The sequence below is a fragment of the Brevundimonas huaxiensis genome, from assembly GCF_014218725.1.
Taxonomy (GTDB): Bacteria; Pseudomonadota; Alphaproteobacteria; order Caulobacterales; family Caulobacteraceae; genus Brevundimonas; species Brevundimonas huaxiensis.
Genome location: NZ_JABBJE010000004.1, coordinates 258,110 through 270,574, shown reverse-complemented (window position 1 = coordinate 270,574; position 12,465 = coordinate 258,110). Strand labels below are relative to the sequence as shown.

The 12,465-nt window shown below is 67.3% G+C and carries 12 protein-coding genes; 3 read left to right on the top strand and 9 right to left on the bottom strand.

Annotated elements, in window-relative coordinates; all coding sequences use genetic code 11:
• Positions 1–12: 12 nt before the first annotated feature.
• On the bottom strand, positions 13–513 hold the full coding sequence (locus tag HF680_RS10355; RefSeq protein WP_168189871.1) for a YbjN domain-containing protein: 501 nt from the start codon (positions 511–513) through the stop codon (positions 13–15).
• A 35-nt stretch (positions 514–548) separates the two neighbouring features.
• Entirely contained in the window at positions 549–1,640 is a 1,092-nt protein-coding gene (gene zapE / locus HF680_RS10350; RefSeq protein WP_137720606.1) for a cell division protein ZapE, read from the bottom strand.
• Positions 1,641–1,781: 141 nt separating this feature from the next.
• Between zapE and HF680_RS10345 the strand changes: the two genes are divergently transcribed.
• From HF680_RS10345 to HF680_RS10335, 3 genes are all read left to right on the top strand, one after another.
• On the top strand, positions 1,782–2,828 hold the full coding sequence (locus HF680_RS10345; RefSeq protein WP_137720605.1) for an aspartate-semialdehyde dehydrogenase: 1,047 nt from the start codon (positions 1,782–1,784) through the stop codon (positions 2,826–2,828).
• A gap of 136 nt (positions 2,829–2,964) precedes the next feature.
• The gene (rarD, locus tag HF680_RS10340; RefSeq protein WP_205196204.1) at positions 2,965–3,891 is read left to right on the top strand and encodes an EamA family transporter RarD; all 927 of its coding nucleotides are present in this window, start codon (positions 2,965–2,967) and stop codon (positions 3,889–3,891) included.
• Between the two features lie 25 nt (positions 3,892–3,916).
• Positions 3,917–5,431, top strand: a complete 1,515-nt coding sequence (locus HF680_RS10335) for an MFS transporter (RefSeq protein ID WP_185225006.1) — start codon at positions 3,917–3,919, stop codon at positions 5,429–5,431.
• Here HF680_RS10335 and HF680_RS10330 read toward each other — a convergent pair.
• From HF680_RS10330 to HF680_RS10300, 7 genes are all read right to left on the bottom strand, one after another.
• Positions 5,416–6,549: a serine hydrolase domain-containing protein gene (locus HF680_RS10330; RefSeq protein ID WP_185225005.1), complete on the bottom strand. Its 1,134-nt coding sequence runs from the start codon at positions 6,547–6,549 to the stop codon at positions 5,416–5,418. The genes HF680_RS10335 and HF680_RS10330 overlap by 16 nt on opposite strands.
• A 45-nt stretch (positions 6,550–6,594) precedes the next feature.
• Positions 6,595–7,398, bottom strand: a complete 804-nt coding sequence (locus HF680_RS10325; protein ID WP_185225004.1) for a hypothetical protein — start codon at positions 7,396–7,398, stop codon at positions 6,595–6,597.
• Positions 7,399–7,474: 76 nt separating this feature from the next.
• The gene (locus HF680_RS10320) at positions 7,475–7,744 is read right to left on the bottom strand and encodes an ATP synthase F1 subunit epsilon (RefSeq protein ID WP_039243854.1); all 270 of its coding nucleotides are present in this window, start codon (positions 7,742–7,744) and stop codon (positions 7,475–7,477) included.
• Between the two features lie 2 nt (positions 7,745–7,746).
• Positions 7,747–9,282, bottom strand: coding sequence for a F0F1 ATP synthase subunit beta (gene atpD / locus HF680_RS10315; protein ID WP_045809979.1), 1,536 nt, complete (start codon positions 9,280–9,282; stop codon positions 7,747–7,749).
• 37 nt (positions 9,283–9,319) lie between these two features.
• Entirely contained in the window at positions 9,320–10,198 is an 879-nt protein-coding gene (locus HF680_RS10310) for a F0F1 ATP synthase subunit gamma (protein ID WP_185225003.1), read from the bottom strand.
• 32 nt (positions 10,199–10,230) lie between these two features.
• On the bottom strand, positions 10,231–11,763 hold the full coding sequence (gene atpA, locus HF680_RS10305; protein ID WP_017506807.1) for a F0F1 ATP synthase subunit alpha: 1,533 nt from the start codon (positions 11,761–11,763) through the stop codon (positions 10,231–10,233).
• 106 nt (positions 11,764–11,869) lie between these two features.
• Complete coding sequence (locus HF680_RS10300; protein WP_185225002.1) at positions 11,870–12,424, bottom strand: F0F1 ATP synthase subunit delta; 555 nt, start codon at positions 12,422–12,424, stop codon at positions 11,870–11,872.
• Positions 12,425–12,465 lie beyond the last annotated feature (41 nt).

Genomic DNA, 12,465 nt, shown 5'->3' with positions numbered 1-12,465 from the left:
GGGGGAGGCAGCTCATCGCGGCGCGACGTAGCCCATGCCTGCCGCAAACTTGGGCAGCAGTTGCAGCCAGACCGTCAGCGGGTCCGCCAGTTGCGCCACGCCTTCGCCCGACAGCACGACGACATCGTACTGCACCGTCGCCGTCGGCGTTTCGGCGGCGGTGTGGAAGGCTTTCAGATAGCGGTTGTCGCGGTTCCAGGCGTTGACCGCATCCAGCGTCGCGCCGGCGCCCGGCACAACGGCGCTGAACTGAACCTCGCCGCAGCCAGACGCCTCGCAGCCATAGAAGAAGACCGCCCAGGTCAGGCCCGCATTGGTCACGGTGAAGAAGGTCAGGCCGTTCTCGGTCTGCACAGGCCCGACCCGCCCGCCCAACCCGGTGATCCAAGTCGCAACCTCGGCCGGCGTCAGCCCGCGACTGGCCGCAGCCGGCGCCGTCTGGGCGAACGCTCCTGCCGCCGTCAGCGGCGATAAGGTCAAAGCAAGGGCGGCGGCGAGGGCGAGACGGCGCATGAAAACACTCCGAAGGTCAGCCGACACCCTAGCCATCACTCGCGGACGTGCGCCAGCCAGTCCTTGCTCTGCATTTCGTTGAAGCGCGACACGGTGCGCTCGAACTCGAACGCCCCCACCCCTTCGGTATAGAGGGCCTCCGGCTTGGCCGCCGCCAGCACAATCAGCTTGGTCTTGGCCTCATAGAGGGCGTCCACCAGGGTCACCAGACGCCGCGCTTCGTGGTGGTTGGCCGAGCTCAGGATCGGCACGTCTTCCAGGAACAGGGTGTGGAACCGCTGGGCGATGGCCAGATAGTCCTGCGGCCCCAGCGGCCTGGCGCACAGCTCGGCAAACGTCGCCCGCGCCATCGATCCCACGGTGCGCTGCACCACCACATCGCGGCCCAACACGCTCAGGTGCGCCGGCTCCTCCGGTTCGCCCCCCTTCAGCTCGCGCCATAACGCCTCGAACGCCGCGCGGTCGTCCGGCGTGTGCCAGACCTGGGCCGAGGTCATCCGGTCCAACCGCCAGTCCCGCGCCCCGGCCGTCTCCACGACCATGCAACGCTCGCGGATGATGTCGATGAAGGGCAGGAAGAGCTGGCGGTTGATGCCGTTCTTGTAGAGGTCCTCCGGCGCGCGGTTCGAAGTGATGGCCAGCACCACCCGATCCTCGAACAGGGCTTCGAACAGCCGGCCCAGGATCATGGCGTCGGCGATGTCGGTGACCTGCAGTTCGTCGAAACACAGCAGCCGGGCTTCCGACGCGATCAGCTTCGCGATCGGCGGGATAGGATCGTCGCCCCTGTGGGTTCCGAACACGGCCTTGCGGGTCTTCGCATCCCCTTCGCGCCACTGTTTCACCAGGTCGTGGATACGGGCCATGAAGGCGTGAAAGTGCGCGCGCGTCTTTCGCGGCTCCGGCGTCGCCGAATAGAACAGGTCCATCAGCATCGACTTGCCGCGTCCGGGCGGGCCGTAGAGATAGACGCCCCGCACCTCCGGCGCCTTGCCGAACAGGCCGCGTTTGGCCAGATCGACCTCCAGGCGCTCCAGCGCCGTGATCACGCTATCCTGCGCCGGATCGGGCGTCAGCACGCCCTCTTCCACGCGGATGTCGTAGGCGTTGCGGATACGGGAGGTCATGGGAGCGGTGCTTAACGCTCCCTCCAGCGAAAAGCGATTGCTTCACGGCCCTGAACGCCTATTTGCAAGGCCATCACTACAATGCGCTCAAGCAGCGAGGCCCCGTGGGCGGAGCGGTAGCGCGTCCGAAGGACAAGAAACATGGGTTATCGCGTCGCCATCGTCGGGGCCACGGGCAATGTGGGCCGCGAAATGCTGAACATCCTCGAGGAGCTGGAATTCCCCGTCGATGAAATCCACGCCATCGCCTCGCGCAAGTCCAAGGGCGTCGAGGTCTCCTTCGGCGACAAGACCGTCAAATGCCAGGACATCGAGCAGTTCGACTTCTCAAAGGTCGATATCGTCCTGATGTCCGCCGGCGGCGCGGTGTCCAAGGAATGGTCCGAGAAGATCGGCAAGGCCGGCCCCATCGTGATCGACAACTCCTCGGCCTTCCGCAAGGACCCCGACGTGCCGCTGATCGTGCCCGAGGTGAACCCGGACGCCATCAAGGACGCGACCAAGAAGAACATCATCGCCAACCCCAACTGCTCGACCATTCAGCTGGTGACGGCGCTGAAGCCGCTGCACGATGCGGCCAAGATCAAGCGGGTGGTCGTCTCGACCTATCAGTCGGTGTCCGGCGCCGGCAAGGAAGGCATGGACGAGCTGTGGAACCAGACCAAGGCCATCTACGGCCTGGGCGACGCCACGCCCAAGAAGTTCCCCAAACAGATCGCCTTCAACGTCATCCCCTACATCGGTTCCTTCCTCGAGGACGGCTCCACCGACGAGGAGAAGAAGATGTCGGACGAGACGCACAAGATGCTGGACCCCGACATCCAGGTCACCGTCACCTGCGTGCGCGTGCCGGTCTTCGTGGGTCACTCCGAGGCCGTGAACGTCCAGTTCGACCGCCCCATCGAACCCGACGAGGCCCGCGCCATCCTGCGCGAGGCGCCCGGCGTGCTGGTCATCGATAAGCAGGAGCACGACGGCTACATCACCCCCGTCGACGCCGCCAGCGAACACGCCGTCTATGTCAGCCGCATCCGCAAGGACCCGACCGTCGAGAACGGCCTGAACCTTTGGGTCGTGTCCGACAACCTGCGCAAGGGCGCCGCCTTGAACGCCGTCCAGATCGCCCAGCTTCTGGACGAGACGGGCGTGATCAAGTCGTCGTCGGGATATCGTTCGATCACGGTCTGACGCTCCACCCCGTCATCCTCGGGCTTGACCCGAGGACCGGATGCTCCGCCGCTGGTGCGAACGAGCGACGCACAGGCGCCCGCCGCGCCCGATCCTCGGGTCAAACCCGAGGATGATGGCGGGGATGAAGGACCCCATGACCGCCTCCCCCTCTCCCAACGACCCGCGCGCCGTCGGCACGGCTATCGCCTGCTACACCCTGTGGGGGTTGCTGCCGCTGTTGTTCATGGCGATGTCGGCGCACGGCTTCGGCGCGCCAGAAATCCTGGCGCACCGGGCGGTCTGGTCGGTCTTCGTGGCGGGCCTGGTCCTGCTGCTGGCCGGGCAATGGGGCGAGGCGCGCCGGGTGCTGGCCACGCCGCGCACCCTGGCCTGGCTGGCCCTGTCCGCGCTGTTGATCGGCACCAACTGGAGCCTCTACGTCTTCGCCACCACCCATCATGCGACGCTGGAGGCTAGCCTCGGCTACTATATCAATCCCCTGCTCAACATGGCGGCCGGCGCCGTCCTGTTCCGCGAGAAGATCGACCGCTGGAGCGCGCTCGCCATCGGTCTGGCCGCCATTGGGGTCGTGATCCAGACGATCGCCCTCGGGCATGTGCCGATCATCGGCCTGACCCTGGCGGTCACCTTCTGCGCCTATGCGGTGATCCGAAAGCGCGTGCCCGCCTCGGCCCAGACCGGTCTGTTCGTGGAATGTCTGGTGCTGCTGCCCATCGGCGCGGTCTTCCTGGCCTGGCTGACCACACACGGTCAGGCGGTCGGGTTCGCCTCGCCCTCCGGCCTGATCTGGGCGCTGGCGAATGGCCCGGCGACCGTGATCCCGCTGGCGCTGTTCGCCTGGTCGGCGCGGCGTCTGCCCCTGTCCACGGTCGGCTTCATCCAGTTCCTGGCCCCGACGCTGCAGTTCGCCTGCGGCGTCGCGACCGGCGAGCCTCTAACCCTGCTGCGGATCGTCTCCTTCGTCTTCATCTGGGCCGGCGCCGGCGTCTTCGCCCTGGCCGCCTTCAATCGCAGCCGCGCCGCACGCGAGGCGTTGAAGACCACGGCGGAACCGGCGTAGCCTTCGCCCACACGGAGGCGAGGCCATGACGACCGCCCAACCGGGCCCTTGCGAAGGCGGACAGGTCCACGCCGCCGCCGAACCGGCCCATCCGCTGTCGGCGGCGCGCAAACGCTGGGTGCTGGCCGCGACGGTGCTGGGCTCCAGCCTGACCTTCATCGACGGCTCCGCCCTGGGCGTCGCCCTGCCCGCCGTGCAGCGGGATCTCGCGGCCGGCACGGCGGCGGTGCAGTGGGTGTCGAACGCCTATCTGCTGACGCTTGGCGCCCTGGTTTTGATCGGCGGAGCGGCCGGCGATCGGTTCGGCCGTCGGCGGGTCTTTCTGATTGGGGTCGCGATCTTCGCCCTGGCCTCCATCGGCTGCGCCCTGGCGCCCACCGTCCAAGCCCTGGTCGCCGGCCGAGCGATCCAGGGGATCGGTGCGGCCCTGCTGACGCCCGGCGCCCTGGCGGTCATCGGCGCGACCTTCCCGCCCGAGGAGCGCGGCAAGGCCTTTGGCACCTGGGCCGGGTTCGGGGCCCTGACCGGCATGGTCGGGCCGCTGATCGGGGGATGGCTGGCCGACGCCGCCGACTGGCGCGCCATCTTCTGGATCAATGTCCCGCTGGCGATCCTGACCGCCGTCGTGACCCTGGCCGCCACGCCCGAGAGCCGCGATCCCGACGCGCGCGGTCTGGATGGTCTGGGCGCGGTTCTGGCCGTCGCCGGGCTGGGCGCCCTGACCTGGGCCCTGACCGCCGCGCCCGACCTGGGGTTCGCATCGCCCGTGATCCTGGCCGGACTGGCCGTGGGCGCGGCGCTGCTGGCCGCCTTCGTCTGGGCCGAGGCGCGCCAGAGCCACCCGATGATGCCGCTGGGCCTGTTTTCGTCCTCGGTGTTCAGCGGAATCAATCTGCTGACCCTGCTGCTCTATTTCGCCCTGGGCGGGGCGATGTTCTTCCTGCCCTTCGATCTGATCCGCGTTCACGGCTGGAGCGCGACCGAGGCCGGGGCCGCCATGCTGCCCTTCGCCGCCGTCATGGGCCTGTTCTCCGGCCTCGCTGGACGGATCGCCGATCGGTTCGGCGCGCGCCTGTCGCTCAGCGTCGGGCCGGCCCTGGCCGGGATCGGACTGGCGCTCCTCGCGGTGCCTGCGCCGGGCGCGGGCTATATCGACGGACCGCTGGCGGGTATGACGGTGCTGGCGATCGGCATGACCCTGGCGGTCGGGCCGCTGACGGCGACGGTCATGGGAGCGGTCAAGGCGGGCCACACCGGCGTGGCCTCGGGCGTCAACAATGCGGTGGCGCGCGTGGCCAGCCTTCTGGCCGTCGCCCTTTTGGGCCTGGTGCTGTCTGCGGTCTTCGCCGGGGTCGCTGACCTGCCTGACGCGCGCGCCCAGCTGGCCTATGTCATGTCGGGCGGCGAGATCACGCCCGTCGCCCGCGACGCCTTCCATGCAGCGTTCCGGGCCGTGATCCTGACGTGCGCCGCCTGCGCGGGCTTGGCCGGCTTGATCGGTCTGCTGACCGCGCCCGGCCCGGCTCAGAAAGCGGCGTAAAGCGCGTCCAGCAACCGTTTGGGGCGGGGGTCGCCGATCAGGTGCGGCGACTGGCGCGTCATCACATAGGCCGCCGACAGCTTCCGCGACGGATCCGCCATGGCCATGGACCCACCCCAGCCGTAATGGCCGAAAGCGTCGTTCGGCCCGAAGACCTTCAGCCCGTCATTGCGCATCAGCCCGGCCGCCCAGCTGATCGTATAGGGCAGTACCTTGTCCGGCCCGTGGATGCGCTCGCGCGTCAGCTGATTCAGCGTTCCCGCCGACAGCACCGACCGGCCGTCCAGCACGCCGCCATTGGCGACCACGCCCAGCATCTTCGCCAGACCCAGGGCCGTGCCGTGCAGATTGGCCGACGGAACCTCCATCTCGCGCCAGGCCGCCGAACCGCGCCCGCCCGGCGCCGAGCCGCGATCCAGGAAGGCCGCCTGTTTGATCGGATCGATGGCCCCCAGGCTGGGCGCCGCCGTGGGTTTGCGCATCTGCGCCACCCGTCCATGCTCGCTTTCGGGCAGGCCGATCCACAGGTCCAGCTCTGGGAAGTCCTGGCGCAGCGCCTGGCCCATTGTCCGTCCGGTCGCGCGGCGATAGACCTCATTGGCCAGATAGCCGACGGTGATCGGGTGATAGCCCGAGGCCGAACCCGGCGCCCACATCGGCGCCTGCGCCGCCAGACGCGACAGAACTGCGGACACATCGAACCAGATCGTCGGATCGACCGCCTCTGAAAAACCTGGCAGCCCCGACTGGTGGCTCATCAACTGGGCGACGGTGACCTCCGCCTTGCCCGCCGCGCCGAACTCGGGCCACAGCGAGGCGACCGGCTGGTCATAGTCGATCTGCCCGGCCTCGACCGCGCTCGCCATCAGGATGGCCATCACCGCCTTGCCGGTCGAAAACACCGAGGTCAGGGTGGTGTCGGTGAACGGCGTCGTCCTGGCCGTATCCGCATGGCCCGCCCACAGATCGACGACCGCCTCGCCCTCGACCAGCACGCTGAACCGCGCCGCCTGCTCGTTCAGCCCCTCGGGCGCGTCGGCGAAGTTGGCGGCGAACGTCTCGCGCACGGCCTCAAAACCGGGTGCGCAGACGCCGTGGATGTCGATGAGATCGGTCATGGACCGGTCTTAGCCGTCCGCCGTCGATCTGTCAGCCGACCGCGCCTAATCCAGCAGTCCCCGCGTGGAGGTTTCGCCGGGCGTCAGGTTCAGGATCAGCTCAAGCCGTGCGCCCTCCGTCGGCGCGCTTGGGCGGTGCGCCGTCAGGGTCATGCCGTGGCCGCGATAACGTTGCGCCGTCATCTCCGGCAGGGAGATCGGCCCGCCCTCCTTGCGCCACCCTTCCTTCTCCAGTCGCGTCAGCGCGATTTGCGCCGCCTCGGCATAGCCATAAACCAGCACCTGACACGCCGGGTCATGGAAAGTCACGAAGGCGGCCATGCCGTGCCCGTCGCTGGGCGGATTGGCGATGACGGCGGTGAAACCCATCGTGCTGTAGGACAGCGCTTCGCGCATTTCCGGCAGCGGGATCATCTGCACAGGCGCTCCGCGACCGTAGCCGGCGTCGAAGGCCGCCTGACGCAGGCCCTCCAGCGAATAGGGCTTATCGCCCAGGAACCAGCCGCAGAACGCGTCGACGCCGTTCAGAATGGCGGCGACAGGCTCGACCGGACGCGGCGGCGCGGGCCGGGCTGTGGCTGCGGCCGCAGCGGGCGCGCTGACCGGCGTCTGCCCCGTGACGATCTGGGCGTCGGCCCGCGCGATCCGTGCCTGCAACATCGAGTCGGAGGGACAGGACGCTGGAATATTGATCACCTGGCCTGCGCCGCCCATACGCACCGGCGGTTGATAGATCGCCATGGCCGGCCGGCACCCATTGGCGTCCAGATTCGGCTCGTCCAGGGCCGCGCAGCCGGACGTGGCGCCGAGCAGCACCGGAATGGCGATGAGTGTCAGGACGCGCTTCATGATCGCCAATGCTGAAATGAAAACGACCCCGACGCGATCACGGCGGGGTCGTTTGCGTCAACTGAAATAATTAGGATCAGGCCGCGACGACCTCGGTGGCCTGTTCGGCCAGGATGGTCAGACCTTCGCCGTTGACGTCGGCGAAGCCGCCGTGGACGTCGTACTGGGTCTTTGAGCCGTTGTTATAGACGGTCACCAGACCCTCGCGCAGGGCGGTCATGAAGGGCGCATGATCCGGCAGAACGCCGAAGTCGCCCTCGACGCCCGGTGCATCGACCTGGTCCACGAGGCCCGAGAAGACCTCGCGTTCCGGCGAGACGAGGGAGAAGTTCAGCTTGCCGGCCATGATCAGGCTTCCGACGCCATCTTCTCGGCCTTGGCGACGGCCTCTTCGATGGAGCCGACCATGTAGAAGGCGGCTTCCGGCAGGTGGTCGTATTCACCGGCGACGATGCCCTTGAACGAGCGGATCGTGTCGGCCAGCTCGACGAACTTGCCGGGCGAGTTGGTGAACTGTTCGGCCACGAAGAAGGGCTGCGACAGGAAGCGCTGGATCTTGCGGGCGCGCGAGACGACCAGCTTGTCCTCTTCCGACAGCTCGTCCATGCCCAGGATGGCGATGATGTCCTTCAGGCCCTTGTACTGCTGCAGCACTTCCTGAACCGAACGGGCGACGTTGTAGTGTTCGTCGCCGATGACCAGCGGGTCCATGATCCGCGAGGTCGAGTCCAGCGGATCGACGGCCGGGAAGATGGCCTGGGCGGCGATGTCACGCGACAGAACGGTCGTGGCGTCCAAGTGGGCGAACGAGGCGGCGGGCGCCGGGTCGGTCAGGTCGTCGGCGGGCACGTAGATGGCCTGGACCGACGTGATCGAACCCTTCTTGGTCGAGGTGATCCGCTCTTGCAGGTTGCCCATCTCGGTGGCCAGCGTCGGCTGATAGCCCACGGCCGAGGGGATGCGGCCCAGCAGAGCCGACACTTCCGAACCGGCTTGCGTGAAGCGGAAGATGTTGTCGACGAACAGCAGCACGTCCTTGCCTTCTTCGTCACGGAAGTATTCCGCGATCGACAGGCCGGTCAGGGCGACGCGGGCGCGGGCGCCGGGGGGCTCGTTCATCTGGCCGTAGACCAAGGCGCACTTGGAGCCCTCGGTCGAGCCGCCGTTCTTGGACGGGTCCACGTTCACGTTGGACTCGATCATCTCGTGATACAGGTCGTTGCCTTCGCGGGTGCGCTCGCCCACGCCGGCCAGAACCGAATAACCGCCGTACGCCTTGGCGATGTTGTTGATCAGCTCCTGCATGGTCACGGTCTTGCCCACGCCGGCGCCGCCGAACAGGCCGATCTTGCCGCCCTTGGTGTAGGGGCACATCAGGTCGATGACCTTGATGCCCGTGACCAGGATTTCAGAAGAGGTCGACTGCTCTTCGAAGCTGGGCGCTTCCTTGTGGATCGGGCGGTATTCGGTGGTGGCGATCGGGCCGGCTTCGTCGATCGGCTGGCCGACGACGTTCATGATGCGGCCCAGGGTGCCCGGGCCGACCGGCGCCTGGATCGACGAGCCGGTGTCTGTCACGGGCTGGCCGCGCGTCAGGCCTTCGGTCGTGTCCATCGAGATGGCGCGGACCATGTTCTCACCCAGGTGCTGGGCGACTTCCAGAACCAGGGTGAAGGGCTCGCCCGTCTTCTGGTCGACGTTCTGGGTGTGCAGGGCGTTCAGGATCGCCGGCAGGTGGCCGTCGAACTCGACGTCCACGACGGCGCCGATGACCTGGGCGATCTTGCCCGTGCCGGCGGCGTTGACGGGAGCGGCGTCCGGAGCGGCCTTCTTGGCGGCGGGCTTGCGGGCTGCGGGTTTCTTGGCGGCGACGGTGTCGGTCATGGTCAGGGTCCGTATCGGAATGTCTGTTCGGTCGGGATCAGAGGGCTTCGGCGCCGGCGATGATCTCGATCAGCTCGGTGGTGATCTGGGCTTGGCGCTTGCGGTTGTACTGCAGCGTCAGGGCGTTGATGAGGTCGCCCGCGTTTCGCGTCGCGTTGTCCATCGCCGCCATCTGCGAACCGAAGAAGCCGGCCTGGTTCTCGTACAGCGCGGCCAGGATCTGGGTCGTCAGCGCGCGCGGCAGCAGAGTTTCCAGGATTTCCTCTTCCGAGGGCTCGTACTCATAGACCGCGCCGTTCAGGTCGATCGGCGCCGCATCGCCCTCGACCACGGCCGGGATCAGCTGCTTGGCCGTGGGGACCTGTTGGATCACCGACTTGAACTGGCTGTAGAATAGGGTGACCACATCGGCCTGCCCCTCTTCGAACGCCGTGGCGATCATTTCGGCGACCGGCTGGGCCGACGGCAGGCCGATCGTCTTGTGGTCCGACAGTTCGAAGGTGTGGACCACCTTGTCGCCGTACAGACGCGCCAGCTGATCGCGCGACTTCTTGCCGACGGCGATGATCTTCACGTCCTTGCCGGCGTTGATCAGGCTGTTGATCCGCTCGCGCGCGGCGCGGATGACGTTGGTCGAGAAACCGCCCGCCAGACCCTTGTCCGCCGTCGCCACCACGATCAGGTGACGCTGGTCCTGGCCCGTGCCCGACAGCATCTTGGGCGCGTCGGCGCCCGAGATGCCGGCGGCCAGATTGGCGATGACCGAGGCCATCTTCTGCGCATAGGGCCGGGCGCTCTCGGCCTGATCCTGGGCGCGCTTCAGCTTGGCCGCGGCGACCATCTGCATGGCTTTCGTGATCTTCTGCGTGGCTTTCACGCTTCCGATCCGATTGCGCATTTCCTTAAGGCTGGCCATCCGGCGCTACTCTCTCAGCTGTCCGGAGGGGCTCAGGCGAAGGTCTTGACGAAGGCGGCCAGGATGTCCTTCAGCTCGGCTTCGAGGTCCGAGGTCAGGTCCTTCTTGGTGCGGATGCCTTCCAGCAGCGACGCGTGGTTCGCATGGATGCGCGCCAGCAGCTCCTTCTCGAAGCGGCCGACGTCGCCGACTGCGATGCCGTCGATATAGCCGCGCGTGCCGGCGTAGACCGAGACGACCTGCTCTTCCATCGCCAGCGGCGAATACTGCGGCTGCTTCAGCAGTTCCGTCAGGCGGGCGCCGCGCGCCAGCAGCTTCTGGGTCGAGGCGTCCAGGTCCGAGCCGAACTTGGCGAAGGCGGCCATCTCGCGATACTGGGCCAGCTCGCCCTTGATCGAACCGGCGACCTTCTTCATCGCCTTGGTCTGGGCCGACGAGCCGACGCGCGACACCGAGATGCCGACGTTCACGGCCGGACGGATGCCCTGATAGAACAGGTCCGATTCCAGGAAAATCTGGCCGTCGGTGATCGAGATCACGTTGGTGGGGATGTAGGCCGAAACGTCGTTGGCCTGGGTTTCGATGATCGGCAGGGCGGTCATCGAGCCCGAACCGTAGTCCTCGTTCAGCTTGGCCGAACGCTCCAGCAGGCGGCTGTGCAGGTAGAAGACGTCGCCCGGATAGGCTTCACGGCCGGGCGGACGGCGCAGCAGCAGCGACATCTGGCGATAGGCGACGGCCTGTTTCGACAGATCGTCATAGACGATCAGGGCGTGCATGCCGTTGTCGCGGAAGAACTCGCCCATGGCGGTGCCGGCGAACGGGGCGAGGAACTGCAGCGGGGCGGGCTCCGAGGCGGTGCAGGCCACGACGATCGTGTATTCCAGCGCGCCGGACTCTTCGAGGGTCTTGACGATCTGGGCGACCGTCGAACGCTTCTGACCAATGGCGACGTAGATGCAGTAGAGCTTGGCGCTCTCGTCGTCGGTCTTGTTGACGCTCTTCTGGTTCAGGATGGTGTCGATGGCGACGGCGGTCTTGCCGACCTGACGGTCGCCGATGATCAGCTCGCGCTGGCCGCGGCCGACGGGGATCAGGGTGTCGATGGCCTTCAGGCCGGTCTGCATCGGCTCGTGAACCGACTTGCGCGGGATGATGCCGGGCGCCTTGACGTCCACGCGGCGGCGCTCGGTGAATTCGATCGGGCCCTTGCCGTCGATCGGCTCGCCCAGCGGGTTGACGACGCGGCCCAGCAGGCCGCGGCCGACCGGCACGTCCACGATCTCGCCCAGGCGGCGCACGTCGTCGCCCTCGGCGATGGCGGCGTCGGCGCCGAAGATCACGGCGCCCACATTGTCGCGTTCCAGGTTCAGGGCCATGCCCTTCACGCCGGCCTTGGTGAACTCGACCATTTCACCGGCCTGGACATTGTCCAGACCGTGGATGCGGGCGATGCCGTCGCCGACCGACAGCACGCTGCCGACGTCGGAGACATCGGCTTCGACGCCGAAGTTAGCGATCTGCGACTTGAGGATGGCCGAGATTTCAGCGGCGCGGATGTCCATGACGGGCTCTCTGTTCTTCAGTCTTCTGCGGGTGCGCCGTTCAGGCGCGCATTCTGGGTGGCGGGAGCGCGTTTAGGCGCGCAACATTTTGGTTTCTGAAACGAGTCTAGGCTCGTTTCAGGGCGAACTTCATCTGGTCGAGCTTGGTCTTCAGCGAGGCGTCGAACAGTTTCGAGCCGACCTTGACTTTCAGGCCGCCCAGGATCGACGGATCGACGCGCGCGGTTAGTTCCGGCGCCTTGCCCAGGCTCTTGGACAGGGCGGCGGTGATGGCGGCGACCTGTTTGGCGTCCAGCGGCTGGGCCGAGACGACCTCGGCGGCGACGACGCCGGCGTGTTTGGCGTAGCGGGCCTCGAACCCGGCGATCACGGCCGGCAGGTCCTTGGCGCGGCCGTTCTGCGACAGCAGGCCCAGGAAGTTCGTGGTGGTCTGCTCGAACTTGGCCTTGGCGGCGATGGCGACCAGACCCTTGGCCTGATCGGGCGCGGCGATGACGGGCGATGTGGCCAGGCGACGCAGGTCGGCGCTTTCGGTCCAGGCCGCCTTCAGCGACTTCAGGTCGGCGCGGACGGCGTCCAGGCGGCCGGTTTCCAGCGCCAGGTCGAACAGCGCCTGTGCGTAGCGATCGCCGACTTCCGTCGTTCTGAAATCATCAGCCACTGATTAGGGTCCGAGGTCGTTGTGTCAGGGTCGCAACCGAA

Coding starts and splice junctions, on each gene's coding strand:
- HF680_RS10355 (WP_168189871.1), bottom strand. CDS start 513: ATGCGCCGTCTCGCCCTCGCCGCCGCCCTTGCTTTGACCTTATCGCCG.
- zapE (WP_137720606.1), bottom strand. CDS start 1,640: ATGACCTCCCGTATCCGCAACGCCTACGACATCCGCGTGGAAGAGGGC.
- HF680_RS10345 (WP_137720605.1), top strand. CDS start 1,782: ATGGGTTATCGCGTCGCCATCGTCGGGGCCACGGGCAATGTGGGCCGC.
- rarD (WP_205196204.1), top strand. CDS start 2,965: ATGACCGCCTCCCCCTCTCCCAACGACCCGCGCGCCGTCGGCACGGCT.
- HF680_RS10335 (WP_185225006.1), top strand. CDS start 3,917: ATGACGACCGCCCAACCGGGCCCTTGCGAAGGCGGACAGGTCCACGCC.
- HF680_RS10330 (WP_185225005.1), bottom strand. CDS start 6,549: ATGACCGATCTCATCGACATCCACGGCGTCTGCGCACCCGGTTTTGAG.
- HF680_RS10325 (WP_185225004.1), bottom strand. CDS start 7,398: ATGAAGCGCGTCCTGACACTCATCGCCATTCCGGTGCTGCTCGGCGCC.
- HF680_RS10320 (WP_039243854.1), bottom strand. CDS start 7,744: ATGGCCGGCAAGCTGAACTTCTCCCTCGTCTCGCCGGAACGCGAGGTC.
- atpD (WP_045809979.1), bottom strand. CDS start 9,282: ATGACCGACACCGTCGCCGCCAAGAAACCCGCAGCCCGCAAGCCCGCC.
- HF680_RS10310 (WP_185225003.1), bottom strand. CDS start 10,198: ATGGCCAGCCTTAAGGAAATGCGCAATCGGATCGGAAGCGTGAAAGCC.
- atpA (WP_017506807.1), bottom strand. CDS start 11,763: ATGGACATCCGCGCCGCTGAAATCTCGGCCATCCTCAAGTCGCAGATC.